The sequence below is a fragment of the Tepidimonas sp. HKU77 genome (assembly GCF_049728535.1).
Taxonomy (GTDB): Bacteria; Pseudomonadota; Gammaproteobacteria; order Burkholderiales; family Burkholderiaceae_C; genus Tepidimonas.
In genome coordinates, this window is record NZ_CP187300.1 from 1,230,833 (window position 1) to 1,256,510 (window position 25,678).

Below are 25,678 nucleotides of genomic sequence, written 5' to 3' on the forward strand. Positions count from 1 at the left end.
GAGGGCCGAACCACAGGGGCTATTGCACCGGCCCCTGATGACGGTGATGTGAAGTCAATTCGTGATGACCCGAATGTTGTTCATAAACAACGTCATCGGGCTTCACACGCGCCTCAAGGCTGGGCGTCAAAGACCTGGATGGTCCACGGCTGCGACGACGCCGGATCGACGCTCACCTCCACCGCGCGCACGTCGGCCGCGCCCGGCACCTGCAGGCGTGTCAGGTTCAGCACCGGCTTTTTCTGGTGCTTGAAGGGGTTGTCGAAGGCCAGCACATGGCTGTCGCCGTGGATCAGCAGGACCGGACGGCCCCACTGCGCCGCCAGCGGCACCAGCGTGTCGCCGATGCTGGCGGCAAAGCCCGAGTGGCGCGGGAACGTCTCCACCGGCTGCTGGTTGTCGAACGGGTCGGCCTGCATGGCCACCACCATGGCGCGCGCGTTGCGCTGCTGCGCCAGCTCGAAGGCAGCGCGCAGCCAGGCGACGTTGGCGCGGTCGCGCTCGAAAAATTCCGCCACGGCCTTGGGGTCGCGCGTCTCGAAGTTGTTGTTGCTGCCGACGATGTGCACGGCGACGAACAGCACGTCGCCGGCCCACCAGCGCTGGTTTTCCACATAGGGCGCGAAGGCGGGCATGACGGTGGACTGGTTTTCCACCGCGATGGGCTGCTGGCCGAGCGATCGGCCGGGGGTGTAGAAGCGCTGGCGCAGCGTGGCCAGGCGCTCCAGCGGGTCGTAGCCGCCGTTGTTGGCGCGGTGGCAGTCGGTCCACTCGTTGTCGCCCGGGGTATAGACCACGGCACCGCGGTAGCGGCCAAAGTGCTCCAGCTGGGCGGAAAACTCCTCGTTGCTGCACAGCGTGGAGCCGGCTTTGAAGTCGCCGACGTGGACGGTGAAGGCCGGCTGCAGCGCGTTGACGCGCTCGATCAGCGCGCGGTAGGGCGGATAGCTCTTGTCAGGGGGGCCATAGGGCATGTCGCCCAGCGCGACGAAGCGCACGGTCTGGGCCGCGACGGTGCCGGCCAGCAGCACGGCCGTGGCGGCGACGGCGCCGCGCCACGCCCGGGGCAAAAGGGGAAAACGCATGGGATTGGGCTCCTCAACAAAACCGGCCCCGAGGGGCCAGCAGATCGGGGCGAACGGACCGGGTGTCCGCCCGGGGGTCACAGGCCGATGACGCCGCCGTCGTTCTTGGTGATGACGACAGTGGCCGAGCGCGGACGGCCACCGTCCGGCCAGCGCGAGATCTTGGTCGGCGCGTCCGGGTCGCTGCGTTCGCTGGGGCTTTCGCCCGGGTGCTGGATGTTGATGAACATCGTACGCAGGTCCGGCGTCATCGCGATGCCGGTGACCTCGCAGCCGCGCGGGCCGACCAGGAAGCGGCGGATCTCGCCCTTGGTCGGGTCGCAGGCCAGCATCTGGTTGTTGGGCAGGTTGGCATAGTCGCCCTTGCCCAGCGTCGAGGTGGACACGTCGGTCTGGATCCACAGCACGCCGCGCGGATCGACCCACAACCCGTCCGGGCTGCCGAAGATGTCGCCGCGGATGTTGCCCTTGGCCTCGGCGCGCGGCAGCGACGGGTCGCCCGCCATCACGAAGTGGTTCCACGTGAAGCGGGTGGCGTCCAGGTCCCCGCTTTCCTTCCAGCGGATGATGTGGCCCATGGTGTTGTTGGCGCGCGGGTTGGCCGCATCCGCACCGGGGCTCTTGTCGCGGCCGCGGTTGCTGTTGTTGGTCAGGGTGCAATAGACCTCTTTGCTGATCGGGTCCACGGCGGTCCATTCCGGGCGGTCCATCTTGGTGGCGCCCAGGGCGTCGCTGGCTTGCCGCGCCTGGATCAGCACCGCGCCCTGGTTGGCAAAGCCGTTGGCGGCGGTCAGCGGACCGCGGTCGTGCACCAGCGGCAGCCACTCGCCGCTGCCGTCGGCGTTGAACTTGGCCACATACAGCGTGCCGTGGTCCAGCAGGTCGCGGTTGGCCGCAAAGCCGCCCGGCTTGACGCGGTCGCGGCTGACGAACTTGTAGATGTATTCGAAGCGCGCGTCCTCGCCCATGTACACCACGGCGCGGCCGTCGTCGGTCAGCGCCACCGCGGCGCCCTCGTGCGCCGCGCGGCCCAGCGCCGTGCGCTTGATCGGCGTCATGGTCGGGTCCATGGGGTCGATTTCGACCACCCAGCCAAAACGGTTCGGCTCGTTGGGGTGCCGGGTGGCGTCGAAGCGTTCGTCGAATTCGTGCCAGCGGTAGCCGGCGCCGTCTTTCTTCAGGCCCCAGCGCTTGCCGTGCGCATCGGGCTGGTCCGGGCCGTGGAAGTAGTTGATGAAGTTTTCTTCGCAGGTCAGGTAGGTGCCCCAGGGCGTCTGGCCGTTGGCGCAGTTGTTGATCGTGCCCAGCACCCGCGTGCCCGTCGGGTCGGCCGCAGTCTTCATCCAGGTGTGGCCGGCGGCCGGGCCGCTGATCAGCATCGGCGTGGTCGCGGTGATGCGGCGCGCGTACTTGGACGGCAGCACCTGGCGCCAGCCGTTCGGGCCGGCTTCGATCTCGATGATCGACACGCCGTGCGCGGCCTGCGCCTTGCGCACCTTCTCGGCGCTCCAGGTCTTCATGCCGTCCGGGTGCAGCAGGCCGTCATCGGTGTACTCGTGGTTGATGGCCAGCAGCCCGCGCTTGCTGCCATCGAGCGGGAAGTAGCTCATGCCGTCGTGGTGCATGCCGGCCTGCAGGGCTTGTTCGTCGGCGGTGTTCGTCGCGTCCGGCTTGAACGCGGGCATGGCACCGGCGACACCCACCGGGTCGCCCCAGCGGTAGAGCACGCGCGCGGTGTAGCCCGGGGGTACCAGGATGTCGTCCACCGCGCGCATAGGCACGCTGGCAAAGCCGATGTCGCGGCCTAGGTTGGCTGCCTTGGTGGAGCCGGCGCCGGTGGCGCAGCCGGCCAGCAGGCCGCCACCGAACAGGGCCGCGGCTGCGCTGGCGAGCGACCCCTGCACGAACCGCCGCCGGGCGGGGTCGGAGACGTCGTGAATCGACGGATTGTCGCTGCGGTTGGAGTCTTCCATCAACGAAAAATCTTTGGCCATGGTGGGCTAACCTCCGGGTGAGTGTGGTCGAGAAACCCGGGTATGGTTGACGCCAACGATGACAGCGTGATGAAACCGGTGATTGGCGAAGGCGATAGATGGGCGTTGCCCGCGTTGGCGCCCCTGCTCTGCCGTCGATTGGATCCGTTCGGGCGCTCGCTTGAGCGTATCGTTAGGGTCCACGGTGGCGGTCCTCGCCGCCCGTGCAACGCCACGTGTCCCCGCCCCATCGTATGCTGCGCCCCTCCTTGTTGCGCTCCGACACCCAGCGCGATACCCACAGTTATTACGAAGCCAGCGTGGTACGACCGCCAGCGCTGCCGCCCTTGCACGGAACGCAGCGCGCCGACGTGGTGGTGGTCGGCGGTGGGTTTTCTGGCTTGAGCGCGGCGCTCGAATTGGCCGAGCGCGGGCGGCGCGTCGTGTTGCTGGAGGCCGATCGCATCGGCAGCGGGGCCAGTGGCCGCAACGGGGGGCAGGCCATCGTCGGCTACGCATGTGGCATGGCGCCATTCGAGGCGCAACTGGGTCGTGAAGCCGCGCGGCAAGCGTGGGCGCTGTCGCTGCAGGCGGTCGATCTGATCGAAGAGCGCATCCAGCGCTACCGCATCGACTGCGAATGGCGGCGCGGCTACCTCTACGTGGCCGACCGACCGCGCAAGGCGCGCGCGTTACGGCAGGAAATGGAATCGCTCGAACGGGACTATGGTTTTGCCACCACTTGGGTCGAGGGGGACGCGGTGCGCCAGTACGTGGACAGCCCGCGTTACGTGGCGGCGGCCTACGAAGCGGTATCGGGCCATTTGCACCCGTTGCGCTATGCCCTGGGACTAGCCCGGGCAGCCCAGGAGGCGGGGACCTTGCTGCACGAGCACAGCCCCGTGCGGCGTCTGGAGCGTCGCGGCCCGCGCGTGCAGGCGCACACCGACGCCGGCGTGGTGGAGGCCGACTTTGCCGTGGTGGCGGGCAACTGTCTGCTGCCCGAGTATGGCCCGGGGGTGCTGCCCCCGCGGCTGACGGCCCGCATCATGCCGGTGGGGACGTATATCCTGGCCACCGAGCCGCTGTCGCCCGAGCGGGCACAGTCGCTCATTCCGTGCGGGGCGGCGGTGTGTGACAACAACGTGGTGCTGGACTATTTCCGGCTCAGTGCGGACCACCGGCTGCTCTTTGGCGGACGTGTCAGCTACACCACCATGACGCCGCCGCGCCTGCGCGCCACGCTACAGCAGCGCCTGCAAGCGGTGTTCCCGCAGCTGGCTGGGGTGGCGAGCACGCACCTGTGGGGTGGGTTCGTCGATATCACGATGAACCGCGCGCCCGACTTCGGCCGCGTGGACGGCAACGTGTATTACCTGCAGGGCTTCAGCGGCCATGGGGTGGCGCTGACCGGGCTGGCCGGGCGGCTGGTGGCCGAGGCCATCACCGCGCAGTCGGAGCGGTTCGACCTCTATACCCGGCTGCGGCATCAGGCGTTTCCCGGCGGGCCCTGGCTGCGCACGCCGGTGCTGGCGCTGGGCATGGCGTGGCACCGGCTGCGCGACGCGCTGGGTTGAGCCGTGCGCGGGGGCGGCGGGCGGCGACAATCGAGGCCATGAACGTCCTTGCGCCGATGCCGTCCGCCGATACGCCCCCTGCGGGCGACCCCTGGTATCTGTTGCAGGCCTACGAGGCCGAGCGGGCGCTGTGGCCCGCGCTTCCCCGGCTGGCACACCAGGCGCAGTTCGTCGAGGGGCTGGCCGCATTGCGCGATCACTACGATGCCTTTTTGTTCGATGCATTTGGCGTGCTCAACGTCGGCCAGCGGGCGATCGCCGGCGCGGCGCAGGCGCTGGCCACTTTGCGCCGAGCGGGCGTGCCGTTTCGCATCGTCAGCAATGCGGCCAGCATCCCCAAACCGGCGTTGGTGGCGCGCTACCGGGCCATGGGTTTCGATCTGACAGAGACCGACTGGATCACCAGCCGTGACGTGACGGCCGAGGCGCTGCACGCGTGTCCGGGTCACTGGCGCTGGGCGGTTATCGCGCCGCCCGGGGCCGACTGGCACGACCTGCCGCTGGCCCAGGCGCGCCGCTGCGACGGCCCGCTGCGCGACGGCGACGATGCGGTGCTGTTTTTGGCCGCCCAAGGCTGGGATGAAGCGGCGCAAGCCCGGCTGGAGGGCAGCCTGCGCGCCCAACCGCGCCCGGTGTGGGTGGCCAACCCCGACCTCATCTCACCGTGGGAAGGGGGCTGGGTGCGCGAGCCTGGCGGTTGGTGCGCGGGGCTGGAGGCGCGCACCGGCGCCGGGGTGCACCGGGTAGGAAAGCCGTTCGGTGCCATTTTTGAGCACGCGCTGGCCAGTCTGCCGGTGGCGCTGCCGCGCACCCGCGTGCTGATGCTGGGCGACACGTTGCACACCGATGTGTTGGGTGCGCTGGCGGCGGGCCTGCATGCCGCGCTGGTCACGGGTGCGGGCGCGAGCACGGGGCTCGACGTGGCGCGTGCAAGCGACCTGACGGGCATCGTGCCGCATTGGGTGCTGCCCGCCCTGGGAGCGACGAGCGTCCCGGCCGCCTCAGCCGCCCGCCACGCGTAGCGCCTCGCGCACGGCTGTGACGATGCGCTGGGCAGCGGGGGCGATTTGGCTGGGCTGGGCGTAGCCGTAGCCAATCAGCAAGCCGCGCAGGTCGCGCCGCTGCAGGGTGTAGGCCGACAGCGGCCGCACCGAAATCCCCTGTCGGGCCAGGGCCTCGGCGATGGCGGCGTCGTTCAGCGCAGGTGGCAGGCGCACACACAGGTGCAAGCCTTGTGCCGCACCGGTGATGTGCACGCCGGGCTCTTGCAACAGGGGTTCCAGCGCCCGCAGCAATTGGGCGCGCCGGTCGGCGTAGGTCTGGCGCGAGCGGCGCAGCGCCGCGGCGAAGTGCCCCATCTCGATGAACTCCGCCAGCGCCGCCTGCAGCGGGAGTTGGCCTGGGCGGTGCAGGTCGTAATGCGCCTGGCGGAAGGCCTCCACCAAACCCCGCGGGGCGACCAGATACCCGAGCTTGATGCCCGGATACAACACCTTGGAAAACGTCCCCAGGTAGCACACGCGGCCATCGTCGTCCAGCCCCGCGAGCGACGCGATCGGCGCGCCGTCGAAGCGAAATTCGCTGTCGTAGTCGTCCTCCAGTATCCACGCCCCGGCGCGCGCCGCCTGCGCCAGCAGCTCGCGCCGCCGCGCCAGCGACATGACGGCACCCGTTGGGTACTGGTGCGATGGCGTCACGTAAATCAGGCGCGGCGCGGGGCCGCTGGCCGCGGCTGGGTTGAGCCCCTCGCCGTCCACGGGCACCGGCAGCCACTGCAAGCCGCAGGCGGTGAACGCCTTGATCGCACCCCAGTACGCCGGGTCTTCGATCCACACCCCGTCGCCCACATCGGCCAGCAGCCATGCACACAGCTCCAGTGACTGCTGCGTGCCCGTGGTGATGAGCACTTGCTCCGCATCCAGGCGCACGCTGCGCGAGACGCGCAAATAGTCCGCCACCGCGCGCCGCAGCGGCCCGTAGCCGCCGGAGGCGGTGTAGTCCAACATCTCCGGGCGCGCACTGCGCCAGTGCCGGTTTTGCAGCCGCTGCCACAGCGCCACCGGAAAGGCGCTGAAGTCGGCCGGGCCGGGGGTAAACGGTTGGATTTCCAGTTCGCGTGCACCGAAGCGCTCGGCGAGTACCCGCCCGCGCGCCGACAGCCCGGGCAGCCGAGCATCGTCGCGCGTGCGCGCACGCCGGCTGGATGGGGCTGGCGGGGGCAGCTGGTCGTGCACATAAGTGCCGCTGCCCACGCGGCTGACCAAATACCCCTCAGCGCCCAGCTGTTCCAATGCCGCCACCACGGTGTTGCGCGACAGTCCGAGGTCTTGCGCGAGCTCTCGGCTGGAGGGCAGCCGATCCCCCGCCGACAAGCGCCCGTCGAGCATCGCGCGCCGCAGCGCCTCGTACAGGCGGCGATTCAGCGGCAAGCCGCCGTGGGGCCCCGCCGGCCCGTCGGGGCGCGCCATCTCGGTCAACAAAAAATCGGCCAGCAGCGTCGAAGATTGCGTCATGGGGTCGGGGGCGGCCCAGTCACGAAGTGGCACCACGCCATGGGGGCAAGTGGCACCCATTGTGCACCCAATCGGCCCGCAGAATGAACCGTAACATGATCGACATCGCTTCTGATCCCTTCGTTTGGATGCCGGCAGACCACCGTCTGTTGGGTGACCACGGGCGCGCGATGCCGTTTTTGCTGCTCGGCGACAAGTATGCGCGGGCGGTCAAGTTTGGCGCGCAGGCGCAGCCTGTCATGTTTCCGCTCGCCAGTGCGGACGAGGTGCCGGCGCTGCTGTCGCTGGTCGATGGCGTGGTGCTCACGGGCTCGCCGTCCAATGTCCATCCGCGCCACTTCGGCGAAGCGGTCGCCGACCCCTCGCTGCCGCTGGACGAGGCGCGCGACGAGGTGACGCTGGCCGTGGTGCGCCACGCGCTGGCGGCGGGCATCCCGCTGTTGGGCATCTGTCGCGGCTTTCAAGAGATCAACGTCGCGCTGGGTGGCAGCTTGCACCAGGCGGTGCACACCCTACCCGGCCACCTGGACCACCGCGAGCCCAAAGGCGCGCCCATCGACGAGCAGTACGCCCCGCGCCACGACGTCACGCTGCAACCCGGCTCGCTGCTGCACGGCCTGGCGGGGGGCGCCCCGGTAGTGCGCGTCAATTCGCTGCACGGGCAGGGCATCCGGCGCTTGGCGCCGGGGCTGCGTGCGGTGGCACACGCGCCCGATGGGCTCATCGAGGCCGTCGAGTTCACCGACGCGCGTGCCTTTGCGCTGGCGGTGCAGTGGCACCCCGAGTGGCGCTATGGGGACAACCCCGTGTCGAGCGCCATCTTTCGCGCCTTTGGCGAGGCGCTGCGTCAGCGGCGTCAGCGCCGGGCGGCCGACGCGCGCGCGTTTGCTGCCGCCCCGGAACTCCCCTGAGCGGTTGACCAGGGCCCGGGGTTGTGCCCGCCGCGCGTTCGGCGCCAGAATCACCGGGTCATCCCAGCGGGGTGGTGGCCCCTCGACGCGCCGCCACCCGATCCGGGACCACGGAGCAACCCATGAGCAGTTCCAAACACCTCAAATCCTTCAACGAACTCGAACAATGGCTCAACGAGCGCCGCGTTACCGAGGTCGAGTGCCTGGTGCCCGACCTGACCGGTGTGGCGCGCGGCAAGATCCTGCCGCGCGAGAAGTTCACCGAGGACCGCGGCATGCGCTTGCCACAGGCCATCGTGGCCATGAGCGTGACCGGCGAGCAGCCCAAGAGTGGGCCGTACTACGACGTCATCGAGCCCACCGACCGCGACATGCAACTGCGCCCGGATCCGACGACGGCGCGCATCGTGCCGTGGGCCAGTGATCCGACCGCGCAAGTCATTCACGACTGCTTCGACCACAGCGGCAAGCTCATCCCGTATGCGCCGCGTAGCGTGCTGCGCCACGTCTGTGGCCTGTACGAGGCGATGGGCCTAGAGCCCGTGGTCGCACCCGAGCTCGAGTTTTACCTGACCGCGCGCAACACCGACCCCAACACGCTGCTGCACCCGCCGATTGGCCGCAGCGGCCGCGCCGAAACGTCGCGCCAGGCCTACTCCATCGACGCCGTCAACGAGTTCGATCCCCTGTTCGAGGAGATCTACGACTACTGCGACAAGATGGAGCTCAACGTCGACACCCTCATCCACGAGGTCGGCGCGGGGCAGATGGAGATCAACTTTTTTCACTCGCACCCGCTGGCGCTGGCCGACGAGGTATTCTTGTTCAAGCGCACGGTGCGCGAAGCCGCGCTGCGCCATGACATGTACGCCACTTTCATGGCCAAGCCGATCGCTGGCGAGCCGGGCAGCGCCATGCACATCCACCAAAGCATCGTCGACAAGGATACCGGGCGCAACATTTTCAGCAATGAGGATGGCAGCCCCTCGGAGGCGTTCTACCACTACATCGGCGGGCTGCAGCGCTACATCCCGGCCGCCATGGCGCTGGTGGCGCCCTATGTCAACAGCTACCGGCGCTTGGCGCGGCATACCGCCGCGCCCATCAACATCGAGTGGGGGCACGACAACCGCACCGTCGGCATCCGCTCGCCGATCTCGCAGCCGCAGGCGCGCCGGCTGGAAAACCGCGTCATCGGCGCCGACGCCAACCCCTACATCGCCATGGCGATGACGCTGGCGTGCGGCTATTTGGGCCTGGTCAACAAAATCAAGCCCAAGCCCGAGATGCGCGGCGACGCCTATCTGTCGGCCTATGCGCTGCCGCGCAGCCTGGGCGAAGCGCTGGACTGGTTGCGCCGCGAGCCCGACCTGCACCACGTGCTGGGCGAGGACTTCATCACCATCTACACCGAGATCAAGGAACTCGAGTTCGAGGAGTTCATGAAAGTGATCTCGCCCTGGGAGCGTGAGCACCTACTGCTGCACGTCTGAACCACCCGATCCAACGAGGAGCCTGCCGCCATGAACGCCCCCGCCGATACCGCCACCCTCTCGAGCGACCCCACGCGCACGCTGCAGGCCCTCGACAGCGCGCACTACCTGCACCCCTTCACCGACCATCAGGCGCTGGCGGCCAAGGGCGCGCGCGTCATCACCCGCGCCGAGGGCATCTATATCTGGGACTCGCAGGGGCACCGCATTCTGGACGGCATGAGTGGGCTGTGGTGTGTCAACGCCGGCTACGGCCGGCGCGAGCTGGCCGATGCCGCGTACCGGCAAATGCTGACGCTGCCGTTTTACAACACCTTTTTCCAGACCACGACCGAGCCCCCGGTGCGGCTGGCCGCGCGCCTGAGCGAGCTGGCCCCACCGGTGGACGGGCGGCGCTTCAGCCACGTGTTCTTCACCAGCAGCGGCTCGGAGGCCAACGACACCAACGTGCGCCTGGTGCGCCGGTACTGGGACCTGATGGGCCAGCCGCAGCGCAAGGTCATCATCAGCCGCTGGAATGCCTACCACGGTTCGACCGTCGCCGCCGCTTCGCTGGGCGGCATGACCGGCATGCACGAGCAAGGCGACCTGCCCATTCCCGGCATCGTGCACATCCAGCAGCCGTACTACTGGGACCTGCGCGAGCCAGGCGAGACGCCAGCCGACTTTGGCCGGCGCGCCGCGCGCTGGCTGGAGGAGAAAATCCTCGAAGTCGGCCCGGACAAGGTGGCGGCCTTCATCGCCGAGCCGGTGCAGGGCGCCGGCGGCGTCATCATCCCGCCCGAGACGTACTGGCCCGAGATCCAGCGCATCGTCGAGCGGTACGGCATTTTGCTCATCTCGGACGAAGTCATCTGCGCGTTCGGCCGCCTCGGGCATTGGTTTGCCTACGAGCGCTTCGGTACCAAGCCGGACTTGGTGACATTTGCCAAAGGGGTGACCAGCGGCTACATCCCGCTGGGGGGCGTGCTCGTCAATGAGCGCGTGGCGCAGGTGCTGGCCGCCGGCGGCGAGTTCACCCACGGCTACACCTACAGCGGCCATCCGGTGGCGTGTGCCGTGGGGCTGGCCAACCTCGACCTGATGCAGCGCGAGGGCCTGCCCGAGCGCGTGCGCACCGACACCGGCCCCTATCTGGCCGAGCGCTTTGCGACATTGGCCGACCATCCGCTGGTGGGCGTGACCGAGACCTGCGGCATGGTCGCGGGCCTCATTCTGGTGCGCGACAAGGCGACGCTGGCGCGTTTTGCCGAAGAATGGGCGGTCGGCATGACGTGCCGCGGGCATTGTTTCGACACGGGCGTGGTCATGCGCGCGGTGGGCGACCGCATGATCATCGCGCCGCCGCTGGTGATGACGCGCGCCGACATCGACGAGATGATCGGCTTGATCCGCCGTGCGTTGGACGCGACGCTGGCGGATTTGCAACGCCAGGGCAAAATTGGATAGCGTCTGCCCTAGAATCCCCACTCGGCATGGTGGGTCTCGAGGCTGCTGCCGATCTGGCCCGCAATGTGCTTGTTTGGCAAACCCGTCGATCCTTCTCACGAATTCTGGACAGGAGTGTGGACATGAAGAAGCGCTTGTTGGCCCTGGCGATGGCGGCTGCGTTCGTCGCCGGCTGTGGCAAGAAAGAAGAGCCCGTCGCCCAACCGACACCGGCGCCCGCACCCGCGGTGGCCCAAGCGCCGGCCGGCCCCGTGCTCGATGACGAGAAAGTGCTCAACATCTATAACTGGCCGGATTACATTCCGGACGGCATGCTCGAGGCTTTCGAGAAGGAAACGGGCATCAAGGTCAACTACGACACGTTCGAGACCAACGAGGCGCTGCACGCCAAGCTGGTGGCGGGCAACACCGGCTACGACATCGTCGTGCCGGGCAGCGTGTTCGCCAAGCCGCAGATCGAAGCCGGCATGTTCCAACCGCTGGACAAGGCCAAGATCCCCAACTACGGTAACCTCGACGCGGGCGTCATGAAGGTGCTCGAGCGCGTCGATCCGGGCAACCAACACCTGGTGCCGTGGGCGTGGAGTTTCACGACGGTGGGCATCAACAAGCAAAAGGTCGAGAAGGCGCTGGGCGGCATGCCGATGCCAGAGAACGCCTGGGACCTGGTGTTCGACCCCAAGTACACCGCCAAGCTCAAGTCGTGCGGCATCGCCTACCTCGATTCGCCCACCGAAATCATTCCGGTGGCGCTGCACTACATCGGCAAGGATGCCTACTCCAACGACCCGGCCGACTACAAGGCCGCGGTGGACATGCTCATGAAGGTGCGCAAAGACATCCGCATCTTCAGCTCGACCATGATCGACGATATTGCCAGCGGCAAGGCGTGCGCCGTCATCGGCTGGGCGGGTGACATCAACATCGCGGCCGGGCGCGCGGCCGAGACCGGCTCCAAGGACGAGATCGTCGCGCTGCTGCCCTCCACCGGGGCGTTGGCCTTCTTCGACACCATGGCCATCCTCAAGGACGCCAAGCACCCCAACAACGCACACGCGTTCATCAACTTCTTCCTCAAGCCGGAAAACGCCGCTGCCATGGCCAACGAGATGGGCTACAACACCGGCAACACGAAGGGTCGCGATCTGATCAAGCCCGAGGTGGCCAACAACCCGTCGATCTTCCCGCCGGCGGACTACATGCCCAAGTTGATCCAGCCCAGCAGCTTCACCAACGAAGCGCGCGAGGCGATGGCGTCGGCCTACAACGCGTTCAAGCGCGGCAAGTAAACGCGCCCAAACGGTGTGCGGATGCACCACCGATGAGCACCGGGCTGTTCGTGCCGAGGGTATGAACAGCCCGTTTTCTTTCTCTGACCGACCCCTGGGTCGCGTGACCCGCAGGAGTGTGATCCGTCATGGCCGAACCGTCCCGTGCTCCCGCTGAACGGGAAAACTACTTGGTCACCGAAAAGCTCGTCAAGCGCTTCGACGAGGCGCTGGCCGTTGACGAGGTGTCGTTGTCGGTGCGCAAGGGAGAAATCTTTGCGCTGCTGGGCAGCTCGGGCTGCGGCAAATCCACCCTGCTGCGCATGTTGGCGGGGTTCGAGACCCCGACTTCCGGGCGCATCCTGCTCGGCGGGCAGGACGTCGCCGGTCTGCCCCCGTATGAGCGGCCGGTCAACATGATGTTTCAGAGTTACGCGCTCTTTCCGCATCTGGACATCTGGGAAAACGTCGCCTTCGGCCTCAAGCGCGAGGGGCTGCCCAAGGCCGAAATCGACAAGCGCGTGAGCGACATGCTGGCGCTGGTGCAACTGAGCGCGTACGCACGACGCAAGCCGCACCAGCTCTCGGGTGGGCAGCAGCAGCGCGTGGCGCTGGCGCGCAGTCTGGCCAAGCGGCCCAAGCTGCTGCTGCTCGATGAGCCGCTGGGGGCGCTGGACAAAAAACTGCGCGAGCAGACCCAGTTCGAGCTCGTCAACATCATCGAGCAGGTGGGCGTGACCTGCGTCATGGTCACGCACGACCAGGAAGAGGCCATGACCATGGCCAGCCGTATCGCGGTCATGAGCAAGGGCCGGGTATTGCAGATCGGCACCCCGCAGGAAATGTACGAGTTTCCGGCCAATCGCTTCGTGGCCGACTTCATCGGCAGCGTCAATCTGTTCGACGGCACACTCAGCATCGATGAGCCCGACCACTGCGCTGTGTCCACCCCGTTGGGCGTCATCCACGTCGGGCACGGCACCACTGGCACCGTCGGGATGCCCATCAGCGTCGCGGTGCGGCCAGAAAAGATCGAGATCGCCAAGACCCGACCCGAGGGCGTGCCGTGCAACCTGTTTCAGGGCCGGGTCAAAGAGATTGCCTACTTCGGCTCGTACAACAGCTACATCGTCGTCACACCGCAGGGACAAAAAGTCAAGATCACCGAAGCCAATACCTCGCGCCACGACCTGTCCGACATCACCTGGGAGGACGAGGTTTGGTTCTGGTGGAGCGACACCGCTGGTGTCGTGCTGCGCGACTGACCGCGGCGCATGTCCGCATCCCCACTGCCTGCGCCATCATGAGTCACCCCTCCACCCCCGAGCGCGCCGCGCCGCTGCCGATGCCCGGGCGGCGTTTCGTCATTGCCGTGCCGTTTGGCTGGCTGACGGTCTTTTTTGCACTGCCGTTCCTGATCCTGCTCTACATCAGCTTCGTCGACATGGGTGACGGCATCGACCCGTTCCAGCCCTTGTGGGACGCTGAAACCGGCGTGCTGCGCCTGAAGTACGAAAACTACTGGAGCATCTTCAAAGCGCAGTGGGACGGTCCGCTGTTTCAGACGCTGTACGTCGAAGCGTACGCGCGCTCGCTGCTGTATGCAGCCATCACGGCGACGCTGTGCCTCTTGATCGGGTATCCGTTCGCGTATTTCATCGCCCGCAGCGCGCCCGCGGTGCGCCCGGCGCTGCTGCTGCTGGTGATGCTGCCGTTTTGGACCTCTTTTCTGCTGCGCGTCTACGCCTGGAAGGGCATTTTGGCCGACGCGGGCATCCTCAACCGCGCGCTCATGGCGCTGGGCGTGATCGATGAGCCGCTGCACCTGCTCTACACCAACGTGTCGATGCTGGTGGGCATGACGTATGTGTACTTGCCCTTCATGGTGCTGCCGCTGTACGCCAACCTGGTCAAGATGGACTGGCGGCTGCTCGAGGCCGCCTACGACCTGGGTGCCACGCCCTGGAAGGCGTTCTGGTTGGTGACGGTACCGCTGTCCAAGGCCGGCATCATCGCGGGCTTCATGCTGGTGTTCATCCCGTCGGTGGGCGAGTTCGTCATCCCCTCGCTGCTGGGCGGCCCGGAGAACCTGATGATCGGCCGCGTGGTGTGGGACGAGATGTTTACCGCCAACAACTGGCCGCGGGCCGCGGCGCTGGCGGTGGTCATGATCGCGCTCATCGTCGTGCCGCTGGCCATCTACTACCGCTACAGCGGCGAGCGCGCCGCACACTGAAGGGGAGTCGCCATGACGCGTTGGCTCGGACGCCACTTTAGCAAAGGCTGGTTGCTGCTGGTGTACGCGTTTTTGTACGCCCCGCTGCTGTTCATGATCGTCTTTTCGTTCAACAGCACGCGGCAAGACGCGGTGTTCACCGGCTTCTCGCTGCGCTGGTACGAGGCGCTACTGGCCGACACCAAAATCGTCAACGGGTTCTTCGTGTCGCTCAAAGTGGCGCTGACGACCGGCGTGCTGTCGGCGGTGCTGGGCACGTTCGCCGCCTTCGTGCTGGTGCGCTACCGGCGCTTCTGGGGCCGAACGGTGTTTTCGGGCATGGTCAACGCGCCGCTGGTCATGCCAGAGGTGATCATTGGCCTGTCCCTGCTGTTGCTGATGGTGGGCGCGCAAAACGTCTTCGGCTGGCCGCAGCGTGGCATGCTCACCATCGTCCTGGGCCACACGCTCATGGGCATGGCATATGCCATGGTGGTGGTGCAGTCGCGCCTGCTCGAGATGGACCGCCGCATCGAAGAAGCCGCCATGGACCTGGGTGCGCGCCCGCACCAGGTGTTCTTTCTGGTGACGCTGCCCAACATCGCGCCTGCCGTGCTGGCGGCATTTCTGCTGTCGTTTACGCTGTCGTTCGACGACGTGGTGATCTCGGAGTTTTTGTCGGGCCCCGGTGTCAACACGCTGCCGCAGGTCATCTTCGGCTACGCGCGGCGCGGCATCAACCCCACCATCTACGCCGCGGCCACGATCCTGATTGCAGTGGTGACGGCGGTCATCGTCAGCTACGCGTTGTGGGTGGCGCGCAACACGCGTCGGCGCGAGCGCGAGATCGCAGCCGCCACCCGTGCCTGAGCCCCAACCGTCAGCGTGCCGCATCACCGGGAGGGCCGGTGCGCGATAGGGTCTTGACGCGGCCGTCGCTGTGTCGGGCCCCGCTGTCGCTACCCTTGGCGGCATGATCGACGCCATGCCGGGTTTGCAGCACCGCTACGCCACCGAACTCGCCCCGTTGTGCATCCCGTGGCGGGCGGCACCGGTGCCACAGCCCGCGCTCGTAGTCTTCAATGATGCGCTGGCGGCCGAACTCGGTTGGCCTGCCGAACGGTTGCGCGGGCCCGAGGGCGCGGCCTTGCTGTGTGGTCAAGGGTGGCCGCCAGAGGTGCGCACCGTCGCGCAGGGGTACGCCGGCCACCAGTTCGGCGGCTATGTGCCGCGCCTGGGGGACGGGCGCGCCCTGTTGCTGGGCGAGGTGCTCGACCGCCATCGCCGCCTGCGCGACGTGGCGCTCAAGGGCTCTGGGCGCACCCCCTTTGCGCGCGGCGGTGACGGCAAGGCGGCGCTGGGGCCGATGCTGCGGGAATATCTGATCAGCGAAGCCATGCACGCGTTGGGCGTGCCCACCAGCCGGTCGCTCGCCGTCGTCGCCACCGGTGAGACGATCTGGCGCGAGGTGGACGGCTTGCCCCAGCGTGTGCCGGGCGCGGTGCTGGTGCGCGTGGCGGCGAGCCACATCCGGGTCGGCACCTTTCAGTGGGTAGCGGCCAGTGGGGATGTGGAGCTGCTGCGGCGCTTGGCCGACCACACCTTGCAGCGCCACGACCCCGGGCCGCATGAGCAGCCGTATGTGGCGCTGCTGGAAGGCGCGTGCGAGCGGCAGGCGGCGCTGGTGGCCCAGTGGATGGGGTTGGGCTTCATCCACGGCGTCATGAACACGGACAACATGACGCTCTCCGGCGAGACGATCGACTACGGCCCATGCGCGTTCATGGAGGCGTTCGATCCGCAGACGGTGTTCAGCTCCATCGACCATGGCGGCCGCTATGCCTGGGGCAACCAACCGCGCATGGCGCAGTGGAACCTGGCACGGCTGGCTGAGGCCTTGTTGCCACTGCTGCATCCCGACGAAGAGGCCGCGCTGGCCCTGGCTCAGGCCGCGATCGAGCGCTTTGGCGCGCGCTACCGGCACCATTGGCTGGCGATCATGCGGGCCAAACTGGGCTGGCAAGCGGGTGAGGCGCCGCCGACCGATGCCGCGCTGGACGGCGCAGACCAGGCGCTCATCGACGACTGGCTGCACCTGCTGCACGCGCAAGCGGTGGATTGGACGCTGGCGCACCGGCGCTTGAGCGATTTGGCGGCGGCACTCGACACCCAACCGGCGCGCGCGTCGTCGTCAGCGGCGCAGCCACTGGCCGCGCTGTTTGCCGATGTGGCGGCGCTGGATGCATGGCTCGTGCGCTGGCAAGCGCGCCTGCAGCGCAACGCGCACGGGTCCCCCACGGACTGGGCGCACGCCATGCGGTGCGTCAACCCGATTTATATCCCGCGCAACCAGCGCGTGGAGGAAGCGCTGCGCGCCGCCAGCGACGAGGGCGATATGGCCCCGTTCGAGGCGCTGCTGTCCGTGGTGCAGCAGCCGTTTGATGAGCGCCCGGGGCTCGAGCGCTATGCCCAACCGGCCGATCCCATGACTGCTCGCCGCTATCGCACCTTTTGCGGCACCTAGGACGGCAGTGTAGGACGACCTGTCACGGGCGCGAAAGCGGACCACCAGTGCGTGCCGCAAGTGGCTGCGCCAGGCGCGCCCGCGCTGCCGTAGGATAGGACGCACCATCCGAAGGAGCCTTGACCATGCCCGAAACCCCCACCCCCGCTGTCACCCCGGCGCTCGATGGCCGCGCTGTCATCGACGGCCGCCGGGTCGAGGCGGCCGACGGCCGCACATTCGACTGCCTTTCGCCCATCGACGGGCGGCTGTTGACCACCGTGGCGCGCGGCGGCCCGGCCGACATCGACGCGGCGGTGGCGGCGGCGCGGCGCGCGTTCGAGGACCGGCGTTGGTGTGGCCAAGCCCCGGCGGCGCGCAAACGCGTGCTCATCCGCCTGGCCGAGCGGCTGCTGGCCCACGCCGACGAGCTGGCGCTGACCGAGACGCTGGACATGGGCAAACCCATCCGTTACGCCAAGAGCGTGGACGTGCACAGCGCGGCCAATTGCATCCGCTGGTACGGCGAGGCGGTGGACAAGATCTACGACGAAATCGCGCCTACTCCACGCACCGCGCTCGCGCTGATCACGCGCGAGCCAGTCGGGGTGGTTGGCATCATCGTGCCGTGGAACTATCCGCTGTTGATGGCGGCGTGGAAAATCGCGCCCGCCCTGGCCGCGGGCAATTCGGTGGTGCTCAAGCCGAGCGAAAAGTCGCCCCTGACCGCGCTGCGCCTGGCCGAGTTGGCGCTGGAGGCCGGCCTGCCGCCCGGCGTGCTCAACGTCGTACCTGGTTACGGGCCCGAGGCGGGCAGTGCCCTGGCCCTGCACATGGATGTCGACGCCATCGCCTTTACTGGCAGCACGCGGGTGGGCAAGCAAATCCACGTCATGGCGGGCCAGAGCAACCTCAAGCGCGCCTGGACCGAGCTGGGCGGCAAGTCACCCAACATCGTGTGTGCCGACTGTCCCGATCTGGACCGGGCGGTCGAGGCCGCCGTCTCCAGCATCTTTTTCAACCAGGGCGAGAGCTGCAACGCACCGTCGCGGCTGTTCGTCGAGGCCAGTATCAAGGAGGCCTTCCTGGAAAAAGCGCTGGCGCTGGTGCCGCGCTACCAGCCCGCCAACCCGCTGGAGCCACAGACGATCATGGGCGCCATTGTCGACCGCATCCAGCTCGACACCGTGCTGCGCTACATCGAGCAGGGCCAGGCCGAAGGCGCACGCCTGCTTGCCGGGGGGCAGGCAGTCGAGCCAGTGCCGGGCGGCTGCTACGTGCAGCCCACGGTCTTCGACGGGGTGACCAATACCATGACCATCGCGCGCGAGGAGATCTTCGGCCCCGTGCTGTCGGTCATCACCTTCACCGACCTGGCCGACGCGGTACGGCAGGCCAACGACAGCATTTACGGCCTACAGGCGGCGGTGTGGACGCGTGACCTCAATAAGGCGCACGCGGTGGCGCGCGCGCTGCGCGCCGGCACGGTGCACGTCAACCAGTACGACGAGGACGACATCACCGTGCCATTTGGCGGTTTTCGGCAAAGCGGCATCGGGCGTGACAAGTCGCTGCATGCGCTGGATAAATACACCGAACTCAAAACCACCTGGATTCGCATCGACGATCCGCTGTCGGCGTGACAGTCCCGCCCGGGGGTGGGCGCAGTTCGTGTGGGCGTGTCGGCCGCCGCTATCATCCGCAGCGGTCATGACCGACACCGCTGTTGTCCATCACGCCCTCACGCCCGGCCCGTCCTGGTTGCGCTGGGCCGCCCGCTTGCCGCTGCCGCTGCTGCGCACGGTGGGTGCGACCCTGGGCGCGGGGTTGTACCTGTTGGCGCATCGTCGGCGCGCCATCGTGCAGCGCAATCTGGCGTTGTGTTTTCCGCAGGCGTCTGCTGCGCAACGGCGGACCTGGGCGTGGCAGACGTTCATCCATTTCGGCCAGGCGTTTGTGGACCGGGTTTGGCTTTGGCACGCCCCGGCGACGGTCGTGGCGCAGCGCGTGCGGCTGGAGGGGGATTGGGCGGCGCTCGCCGAGCCCGGCCCCCAGTTGCTGTTCGTGCCCCACTTTGTGGGGCTGGATGCGGCGTGGACGCGGCTGACCCAGGCGATCGACCGCCCGTGGGCGGGCTTGTACGCGCCTCAGGTCAACCGCATGCTGGACGCTTGGGTACGCCAAGGGCGCCAGCGCTTTGGCGCGCCGCAGGTCGTCTCGCGCCGCGAGGGGGTACGCGGCCTGGTGCGCGCACTGCGCGCGGGCAGCGCGGTCTATCTGTTGCCAGACATGGATTTCGGCCCGCGGGAGTCGGTGTTCGTGCCGTTTTTTGGGGTGCCGGCCGCCACCGTCACCTCGCTGCCACGGCTGGCCGCGGTGGCCCGCGCCCCCGTGCGGCCGGTGGTGGCGCGGCTGGACCGGCATGGCTATCGCGTCTGGGTGGGCGCGGCCTGGGCCGACTACCCCAGCGGTGACGACGCGGCCGACGCGCAACGCATGAACGCCGAGCTGCAGGCGTGGATCACCGAAACTCCCGGACAGTACCATTGGTTGCATCGGCGCTTCAAGACGCGGCCCACCGGGAGCGCTCCGGTGTATTGACATGTCGCCAGGGGGCTTGGCGGAAGCGGACGACGGGACCACAATGACACCCATGGACACGCGCCACCGGCGATTTACCCCCCCCCCCCCCCCCAAACTCCCGGGGGGTATGTCTCGGAGCGCTGTGGGCATCGTTGACCGGTTGGCGACCCCCATGTGTGACGGCTGTATTCATGCCGCCCGTTGCCTGATCGCGCGCACCCAAACCGCATGGCCGGGCGAGGTCGAGGCGCGCCGGGTTACGGCAGGCCAGACCCTGCTGCGACAGGGTGAGCCCGTGACGCACGTGCTGGTGGTGCAGGTAGGCTTGGTAACGTTGTCCCGCCACAGCGACGGCAACCCTATGCGCGCTGTCGCCATCGTGGGGCCGGTGCAAGCGTTGGGCGTGCGCGCCCTCGCGGGCCACGCCCCCGCAGCCGTCGATGCCACGGCCCTCACCGATGCGCGCGTCTGTCAGCGCCCCGTGCCGCGCGAGGGGGTGCCGCCTGCCGTGCTCAGTGCTTCGCTCGACGAATGCACCCGCTTGGCCGAGACGCTGTCCGATTGGGCGGCCATTGGTCGCCTGCCCACGGCCAGCGAGCGGGTGGAAGCGGTTTTGCGCCGCATGGCGCAATGCACGGGGTCGGTCGAGGTCCCGCTGCCGGAGCGGACGCTGCTCGCCGAACTGGCCGCCTGTGCACCGGAGACGGTCTCGCGCGCCGTCGGGATGCTGGTACGCCAAGGCCGCCTGCGGCGCGGCGGACCGCGGCGCGTCCAGCTCACCGCGGCCGCGCCAGTCACCGCACGCACGCCGCCGCCGTGATGCGGCGCCACCACGCGGCCGCGTGACAAATGTCACGCGAAGCGTTGATTGGTGTCAGTAAACGCACACAGAACCGCCACATCATGGCATGTTTGGGTCTGCCCGTTCGCAAAAGGAAGTTCGTTCGTGCGCCAAAACCTGCCCGTTACCCAGCGAGAGTACGTCATCGATGGCCGTGCCACGCTGCTCTCCACCACCGATCCCAAGAGCCGCATCACGTATGCCAATGCGGCGTTCGTGGCCGTCAGCGGCTTCGAGCGTGAAGAGCTCATGGGCCAGCCGCACAACATCGTGCGCCACCCGGACATGCCACCCGAGGCGTTTGCCGACATGTGGCGTACCATCCAGGGTGGCCAGTCGTGGACGGCGCTGGTGAAAAACCGGCGCAAGGACGGCGACCATTATTGGGTGCGCGCCAACGCCGCGCCCATGGTGCGCGATGGGCAGGTGGTGGGCTACTTGTCGGTGCGCACTGCGCCCGAGCGCACCGAGGTCGAGGCCGCCGAGCGCTTGTACGCCGCGTTCCGCGAGGGGCGCGCACGCGGGCTCGCGTTTTATAAGGGTCTGATCGTGCATACCGGCTGGCAGTCCTGGCGCAGCTGGGGCCAGCGCGCCAGCACAGGGGCCCGGCTGGGCGCGGGGGTGTTGCTGGCCGCCCTGGGGCCAGTGGCGGCCGTGGCAGGCCATGCGGCGTCCACCGGGGCGTGGTTGCCACTCGCCGTCGCCGCCGGTGGCGCGGCCGTGTCGGTGTTGCTGGCGCTGGCGTGGGGCCGGGTGCATATCACGCGGCCATTGGCGCGCATCGCGCAGCATGCGCAGTCCATCGCGGCCGGCAACTTGGTCACGCAACCGCCGCTGAACCGGGTGGACGACATCGGCCTGCTGGCGCGCTCCATCAACCAGGCCGGACTCAATCTGCGCGCTATGGTCGACGACGTCGCGGCGCAGGTGCAGGGCGTCAGCAGCGCAAGCGAGCAGATCGCGCAGGGCAATGGCGACCTTTCGCGGCGCACCGAGCAAGCTGCCGCGAGCCTGGAGGAGACGGCGGCCACCATGGAGCAGGTCACGGCCACCGTGCGCCACAACGCCGACAATGCGCAGTCCGCCACCGGGTTGGCCGAGCAGGCGATGGCGGCCGCGCAGGCAGGCGGCGAGGCGATGCAGACGGTCGTGCAGACCATGCAGACGATTCGCAGTGGCTCGCAGCGCATCGCCGATATCACCGGTGTCATCGACAGCATCGCGTTTCAGACCAACATCCTGGCTCTCAACGCCGCGGTGGAGGCGGCGCGCGCGGGCGAGGCCGGACGCGGCTTTGCCGTCGTGGCGGGCGAGGTCAGGAGCCTCGCGCAGCGCAGTGCCGACGCGGCGCGCGAAATCAAGGCGCTCATCCAGAGCAGCGTGCAACAGGTCGGCGCTGGCGTGGCGCAGGTGGAGCAGACGGGCGAGCAGATCGGTGCCATCGTCGAGCAAGTCAAGCGCGTGGCCGACCTGATCCGGGAAATCTCCGCTGCCAGTCGCGAGCAGTCGGCGGGCGTGGCCCAGATCGGCGAGGCGGTGGCGACGCTGGATCAAAACACGCAGCAAAACGCCGCGCTGGTGGACGAACTGTCGGGCGCGGCGCGCAGCCTGCACGCGCAGGCCGAGCGGCTGGCCGACGCAGTGGCGCTGTGGCGCAGTGGCGCGCGGCGCTGACCCGCTTCAGGCCATGATCCAAGGGAGGCAGGCCCATGAAAACGATGAAAGTTGCCCTGGCCGGATCAGGCAAGCGTGCATACCAGACAAACATTCCGGAACTGTTGATCGAGCAAGCCGAGCAGGCGCTGGCGGCCGAGCTCCCCCCGCTGGAACGTATCGTCTTCGACGCCGCCCCGGACGGGATTTTGGTGGTGGATACGCAGGGCCGCATCCTGGCTGTCAACCCCGCGATGGCGCGACTGTGCGGGCGCGAGCCGTCAGCCCTGATGGGCCAGCCGCTCGATGTGCTGATGCCAATGACCGCGCGCAGCCGCCACCACGCACATCTGCAGCGTTTTTTCGCCGACCCGCACCCGCGCCCGATGGGTGCCGTGGCATCGCTCGAACTGCGCCGCGCCGATGGCGTGCAGGTGCCGGTGGACATCGCACTGGGGGTGGGGGAGTACCACGGGCAGCCGTGTGCGGTGGCGTTCGTGCGCGACGTCACCGAAACCCGGCGCCTGACCGAGCGCTTGCAGCATCTGGCGGCGCACGACCCCCTGACCGGCTTGGCCAACCGGGCCCAGCTGCGGGCGCGGCTGCACGACGCCTTGGCCGCGGCGCAGCGCAGCGGTCACACGATGGCGCTGCTGCTGGTGGACCTGGATGACTTCAAACGCATCAATGACGTCCACGGGCATCCGGTCGGCGACGCAGTGCTGCAGGGGGTGGCCGAGCGGCTGCGCGGCAGCGTGCGCACCGACGACGTGGTGGCTCGCCTGGGCGGGGACGAATTCGCGGTGCTGCTGCCGCGGGTGGATGGCCCGGCCGATGCCCTGCGTGTGGCCGATAAAGTGCTGTTGGCGTTACAGTGCGCACCGGTCACGGTGGGGGATCTGCGGCTGGAGGTGGGTGGCTCGGTGGGGGTGGCCTGTGGTCCGCAAGATGGTGCGGATATCGAGGCGCTGCTGCGCGCGGTCGATTTGGCCCTGTATGCAAGCAAAGCGCAAGCGGCGGGACAGCCCGTGCGTTATGCGCCCGCGCAGGCGCACGCGCTCGATGAACGCGCCCGCATTCACGACCGCTTGCGCCACGCATTGCGCCACGGGGGCTTGAGCCTGCATTACCAGCCGCAGGTGGATGTGCGCACCGGTGCCGTCTCCGGGCTGGAGGCCCTGCTGCGCTGGACCGATGCCGAGCTGGGGTCGGTTCCACCCGCACGCTTCATTCCCGTTGCCGAATCCACCGGGCTGATGCTCGCGCTGGGCGACTGGGTGCTGCAGGAGGCGTGCCGCCAGTGGCGGGTTTGGGCCGACCACGGCTGGCGGGTGCCGATCGCGGTCAACGTCTCCGCGGTGCAGTTGCGCCAGGAGGGACTGGCCGCCCAGGTGCGTGACGTGCTGCAGCGCCACCGGATGGATCCCGCCTGCCTGGAGCTGGAGCTGACCGAATCGGTGGCGATGGCCGACGCCGCGCACGCGCGCCGGGTCATGACGGAATTGGCTGCGTTGGGGGTGCGGCTGGCCCTCGACGATTTCGGCACCGGGCACTCGTCGCTGGCCGTGCTGCGCCAGTTGCCGGTGCACCGGCTCAAGATCGATCGCAGCTTCCTCCAACGCATACCGCAGGACAGTACCGACGTCGTGCTGGTGCGCGGTGTGCTGGCGCTGGCGCGCACGCTCGGGCTGCAAGTGGTGGCCGAAGGCGTGGAGACCGAGGGACAATGGGCGTTTTTGCGCCGCCACCGTTGTGCGGCGTATCAAGGCTGGTGGTTTGCTCCCGCGCTTGCGGCCGACGAGGTGCCGCCATTGTTGGCCAAGGCAGGGGTCCAGGCGGCATAACGGTTGCGCCCGCTGCGCTTGGCCCAGTACATCGCCTCATCGGCCTGGTGCAACAGTGTGTCGGCGTCCACGGGCGGTTCTTGCGGGTAATAGGTGACGCCGACACTGGCCGACACCTGCAGCGCCCCAGCGGCATCATCCACTGGCTGCGCCATCGCTTGCAAGATGCGCTGCAACAACGGCTCGGCATCCTGTGGGCGGATCAGATCCGGCAGCAGCAGCACGAATTCGTCACCTCCCAGCCGCACGACAGTGTCCACCTCGCGTACCAGCGCACGCAGCCGCTGTGCCAGCGCAATCAGCAGGCGGTCGCCCGCGGCGTGACCGTGGGTATCATTGATGGCTTTGAAGCCGTCCAGATCCAGCATCACGACCGCCAGGCACGCGCCGTGACGGGCGGTGCGGGCCATCGCCTGCTGCAGCCGGTCGTGTAGCAGCACGCGGTTCCCCAGGCCGGTTAGCGCATCGGTGAGTGCGGTGCGCTGCAGCTCGGCCTCGGTCTGCTTGCGCTGGGTGATGTCGTGGAAAACACCAACGTAGCCCTGCACCTCGCCGCGCGGGTCGCGCATCACGCTGATGGTCATCCAGTTGGCCATCAACGCACCGTCGCGGCGGCGGTTCCAGATTTCGCCCGACCAGTGGCCTTGCGTTTGCAGGGCGTTCCACATGGCGGCAAAAAACGCGCGGTCGTGCCGGCCGGAGGCCAGCAGCAACGGGTTGCGGCCCAGGACCTCGTCCGGCGCATAGCCAGTCAGCCGCCCGAAGGCGTCGTTGACGCGCACGATACAACCCTGGGCATCCGTGACCAACACGGCTTCGTGCGTGTAGCGAAAGACCTGCTCGGCCAGGGAGGCGGCGCGCTGGTATTCGTGTAGCGTGCTCAGGTCGGCCAGTATGCCCGCCACCCGCCACGGCGTGCCATCGTCGCCGCGCGCCACCACCTGCCCGCGCAAGAGCGCGGGCACCTCATGACCGTCGCGGTGGCGCAGGCGCAGTTCGCACTCCAGTAGCGGCTGTTGCCCGCTGAGGTGGCGCGCCCACGCGTGCTCGAACAGCGAGCGGTCGGCCGGCGCGATCAAATCCAGCCAGCGCGTCATGTTCAGCGTGGGCAGGGTGGCGACCGAGTGACCCAATACCTGCAAGGCTGGTGGGTCGAGCTGCAGGCGATCGAGGCGCAAGTCCCAATCCCAGCTACCCAGGCCAGCACCCTGCAGCGCCAGCTGCATGCCGTGGGCCGATCGTGCAAGGTGTTGGAGCGACGCTTCGCGCATCTTTAACGCCTGTTGAGCTTGCTGCCATTGCGCGGTGGCCCATTGTGCCCGGCGGCGAAGCCCCAGCGCGGCCGTGATCAAGACCGCCACCACCGCGCCGAGTGCCATCACGGCAGCCAGCAGCCACAGCTCTTTGCGCTGCGTTTGTGCCAGGGTGTCGGGCTGGCGTTCTTCGGCCACCCGTCGTTCAGACAGCAGGTTGATGTTCTGAAAGTGCTGCTGCCGCGGCTCGACCACGGAGCGGCCATAGAGCAAGGCGGCCGCCTCGTTGGCATCGACGATGCGCCCGCTGTCGGGTTCGATCCACAGCATGGGCACCCCCTGGTAGCGGAAGACGTCGCCAAAAGCGACCTGATCCGCCGGGGGTGTGCTCGGTCCGCCCAAGGCCGGGGCCAGCACGCCCAGCGTGCCCAAGCAACTCGCGACGGCCAGCCAGCGCCGCAAACGGTGCATAGGCTCTCCAAGATCGGCGCCGCGCACGGCAAGGGCGTGCGGGCTC

19 protein-coding genes are annotated in these 25,678 nt (G+C 68.2%); 15 read left to right on the plus strand and 4 right to left on the minus strand.

Annotated features, from left to right (window positions below; translation table 11 throughout):
* Positions 1–113 precede the first annotated feature (113 nt).
* Together ACPP3B_RS05935 and ACPP3B_RS05940 are read right to left on the minus strand one after the other, a co-directional pair.
* Positions 114–1,085, minus strand: coding sequence for a metallophosphoesterase (locus ACPP3B_RS05935; RefSeq protein ID WP_132963157.1), 972 nt, complete (start codon positions 1,083–1,085; stop codon positions 114–116).
* 77 nt (positions 1,086–1,162) lie between these two features.
* Positions 1,163–3,079, minus strand: a complete 1,917-nt coding sequence (locus ACPP3B_RS05940; RefSeq protein ID WP_424860025.1) for a PhoX family protein — start codon at positions 3,077–3,079, stop codon at positions 1,163–1,165.
* 233 nt (positions 3,080–3,312) lie between these two features.
* On the opposite strand from ACPP3B_RS05940, the gene ACPP3B_RS05945 reads away from it, so the two are divergent.
* Positions 3,313–4,635 (plus strand): NAD(P)/FAD-dependent oxidoreductase, encoded by a 1,323-nt coding sequence (locus ACPP3B_RS05945; protein WP_424860026.1) that lies wholly within the window; start codon positions 3,313–3,315, stop codon positions 4,633–4,635.
* Between the two features lie 38 nt (positions 4,636–4,673).
* Complete coding sequence (locus ACPP3B_RS05950; protein ID WP_424860027.1) at positions 4,674–5,657, plus strand: HAD-IIA family hydrolase; 984 nt, start codon at positions 4,674–4,676, stop codon at positions 5,655–5,657.
* Here ACPP3B_RS05950 and ACPP3B_RS05955 read toward each other — a convergent pair.
* On the minus strand, positions 5,637–7,130 hold the full coding sequence (locus ACPP3B_RS05955; RefSeq protein ID WP_424860154.1) for a PLP-dependent aminotransferase family protein: 1,494 nt from the start codon (positions 7,128–7,130) through the stop codon (positions 5,637–5,639). The genes ACPP3B_RS05950 and ACPP3B_RS05955 overlap by 21 nt on opposite strands.
* A 113-nt stretch (positions 7,131–7,243) precedes the next feature.
* Here ACPP3B_RS05955 and ACPP3B_RS05960 point away from each other — a divergent pair, with 113 nt between their 5' ends.
* The 13 genes from ACPP3B_RS05960 (at position 7,244) to ACPP3B_RS06020 (ending at position 23,908) form a co-directional block, all read left to right on the plus strand.
* Positions 7,244–8,059 carry a gamma-glutamyl-gamma-aminobutyrate hydrolase family protein gene (locus ACPP3B_RS05960; protein ID WP_299021144.1) on the plus strand — a complete coding sequence of 272 codons (816 nt, stop codon included), beginning with the start codon at positions 7,244–7,246 and terminating at the stop codon, positions 8,057–8,059.
* Positions 8,060–8,181: 122 nt separating this feature from the next.
* Positions 8,182–9,552, plus strand: coding sequence for a glutamine synthetase family protein (locus ACPP3B_RS05965; RefSeq protein WP_299021147.1), 1,371 nt, complete (start codon positions 8,182–8,184; stop codon positions 9,550–9,552).
* 30 nt (positions 9,553–9,582) lie between these two features.
* Complete coding sequence (locus ACPP3B_RS05970; RefSeq protein ID WP_299021153.1) at positions 9,583–11,001, plus strand: aspartate aminotransferase family protein; 1,419 nt, start codon at positions 9,583–9,585, stop codon at positions 10,999–11,001.
* 122 nt (positions 11,002–11,123) lie between these two features.
* A complete protein-coding gene (locus ACPP3B_RS05975) occupies positions 11,124–12,290 on the plus strand; it encodes an extracellular solute-binding protein (RefSeq protein ID WP_299021156.1) in 1,167 nt (388 codons plus the stop codon).
* Between the two features lie 128 nt (positions 12,291–12,418).
* Entirely contained in the window at positions 12,419–13,534 is a 1,116-nt protein-coding gene (locus ACPP3B_RS05980; protein WP_424860028.1) for an ABC transporter ATP-binding protein, read from the plus strand.
* Positions 13,535–13,572: 38 nt separating this feature from the next.
* Positions 13,573–14,505: an ABC transporter permease gene (locus tag ACPP3B_RS05985; protein WP_424860029.1), complete on the plus strand. Its 933-nt coding sequence runs from the start codon at positions 13,573–13,575 to the stop codon at positions 14,503–14,505.
* Positions 14,506–14,517: 12 nt separating this feature from the next.
* On the plus strand, positions 14,518–15,354 hold the full coding sequence (locus ACPP3B_RS05990) for an ABC transporter permease (RefSeq protein WP_424860030.1): 837 nt from the start codon (positions 14,518–14,520) through the stop codon (positions 15,352–15,354).
* A gap of 103 nt (positions 15,355–15,457) precedes the next feature.
* The gene (locus tag ACPP3B_RS05995) at positions 15,458–17,008 is read left to right on the plus strand and encodes a protein adenylyltransferase SelO (protein WP_424860031.1); all 1,551 of its coding nucleotides are present in this window, start codon (positions 15,458–15,460) and stop codon (positions 17,006–17,008) included.
* 125 nt (positions 17,009–17,133) lie between these two features.
* Positions 17,134–18,630 carry an aldehyde dehydrogenase gene (locus tag ACPP3B_RS06000; RefSeq protein ID WP_424860032.1) on the plus strand — a complete coding sequence of 499 codons (1,497 nt, stop codon included), beginning with the start codon at positions 17,134–17,136 and terminating at the stop codon, positions 18,628–18,630.
* 67 nt (positions 18,631–18,697) lie between these two features.
* Positions 18,698–19,588, plus strand: coding sequence for a lysophospholipid acyltransferase family protein (locus ACPP3B_RS06005; RefSeq protein ID WP_424860033.1), 891 nt, complete (start codon positions 18,698–18,700; stop codon positions 19,586–19,588).
* A gap of 154 nt (positions 19,589–19,742) precedes the next feature.
* Positions 19,743–20,390, plus strand: a complete 648-nt coding sequence (locus tag ACPP3B_RS06010) for a Crp/Fnr family transcriptional regulator (RefSeq protein WP_424860034.1) — start codon at positions 19,743–19,745, stop codon at positions 20,388–20,390.
* A 126-nt stretch (positions 20,391–20,516) separates the two neighbouring features.
* Positions 20,517–22,085 (plus strand): methyl-accepting chemotaxis protein, encoded by a 1,569-nt coding sequence (locus tag ACPP3B_RS06015; RefSeq protein WP_424860035.1) that lies wholly within the window; start codon positions 20,517–20,519, stop codon positions 22,083–22,085.
* A gap of 35 nt (positions 22,086–22,120) precedes the next feature.
* Positions 22,121–23,908: a putative bifunctional diguanylate cyclase/phosphodiesterase gene (locus ACPP3B_RS06020; RefSeq protein WP_424860036.1), complete on the plus strand. Its 1,788-nt coding sequence runs from the start codon at positions 22,121–22,123 to the stop codon at positions 23,906–23,908.
* On the opposite strand, the gene ACPP3B_RS06025 is transcribed toward ACPP3B_RS06020, so the two are convergent.
* Positions 23,827–25,632 (minus strand): diguanylate cyclase domain-containing protein, encoded by a 1,806-nt coding sequence (locus ACPP3B_RS06025; protein ID WP_424860037.1) that lies wholly within the window; start codon positions 25,630–25,632, stop codon positions 23,827–23,829. The two genes, ACPP3B_RS06020 and ACPP3B_RS06025, sit on opposite strands and share 82 nt — an antisense overlap.
* Between the last annotated feature and the right edge of the window lie 46 nt (positions 25,633–25,678).

What these genes read in the sequence shown, in the direction of transcription:
- ACPP3B_RS06005 (WP_424860033.1), top strand. Translation starts at nt 18,698, where the DNA reads ATGACCGACACCGCTGTTGTCCATCACGCCCTCACGCCCGGCCCGTCC.
- ACPP3B_RS05985 (WP_424860029.1), top strand. Translation starts at nt 13,573, where the DNA reads ATGAGTCACCCCTCCACCCCCGAGCGCGCCGCGCCGCTGCCGATGCCC.
- ACPP3B_RS05940 (WP_424860025.1), bottom strand. Translation starts at nt 3,079, where the DNA reads ATGGCCAAAGATTTTTCGTTGATGGAAGACTCCAACCGCAGCGACAAT.
- ACPP3B_RS05995 (WP_424860031.1), top strand. Translation starts at nt 15,458, where the DNA reads ATGATCGACGCCATGCCGGGTTTGCAGCACCGCTACGCCACCGAACTC.
- ACPP3B_RS05950 (WP_424860027.1), top strand. Translation starts at nt 4,674, where the DNA reads ATGAACGTCCTTGCGCCGATGCCGTCCGCCGATACGCCCCCTGCGGGC.
- ACPP3B_RS06020 (WP_424860036.1), top strand. Translation starts at nt 22,121, where the DNA reads ATGAAAACGATGAAAGTTGCCCTGGCCGGATCAGGCAAGCGTGCATAC.
- ACPP3B_RS06000 (WP_424860032.1), top strand. Translation starts at nt 17,134, where the DNA reads ATGCCCGAAACCCCCACCCCCGCTGTCACCCCGGCGCTCGATGGCCGC.
- ACPP3B_RS05990 (WP_424860030.1), top strand. Translation starts at nt 14,518, where the DNA reads ATGACGCGTTGGCTCGGACGCCACTTTAGCAAAGGCTGGTTGCTGCTG.
- ACPP3B_RS05960 (WP_299021144.1), top strand. Translation starts at nt 7,244, where the DNA reads ATGATCGACATCGCTTCTGATCCCTTCGTTTGGATGCCGGCAGACCAC.
- ACPP3B_RS06010 (WP_424860034.1), top strand. Translation starts at nt 19,743, where the DNA reads ATGTGTGACGGCTGTATTCATGCCGCCCGTTGCCTGATCGCGCGCACC.
- ACPP3B_RS05945 (WP_424860026.1), top strand. Translation starts at nt 3,313, where the DNA reads ATGCTGCGCCCCTCCTTGTTGCGCTCCGACACCCAGCGCGATACCCAC.
- ACPP3B_RS05975 (WP_299021156.1), top strand. Translation starts at nt 11,124, where the DNA reads ATGAAGAAGCGCTTGTTGGCCCTGGCGATGGCGGCTGCGTTCGTCGCC.
- ACPP3B_RS06025 (WP_424860037.1), bottom strand. Translation starts at nt 25,632, where the DNA reads ATGCACCGTTTGCGGCGCTGGCTGGCCGTCGCGAGTTGCTTGGGCACG.
- ACPP3B_RS05935 (WP_132963157.1), bottom strand. Translation starts at nt 1,085, where the DNA reads ATGCGTTTTCCCCTTTTGCCCCGGGCGTGGCGCGGCGCCGTCGCCGCC.
- ACPP3B_RS05965 (WP_299021147.1), top strand. Translation starts at nt 8,182, where the DNA reads ATGAGCAGTTCCAAACACCTCAAATCCTTCAACGAACTCGAACAATGG.
- ACPP3B_RS05970 (WP_299021153.1), top strand. Translation starts at nt 9,583, where the DNA reads ATGAACGCCCCCGCCGATACCGCCACCCTCTCGAGCGACCCCACGCGC.
- ACPP3B_RS05980 (WP_424860028.1), top strand. Translation starts at nt 12,419, where the DNA reads ATGGCCGAACCGTCCCGTGCTCCCGCTGAACGGGAAAACTACTTGGTC.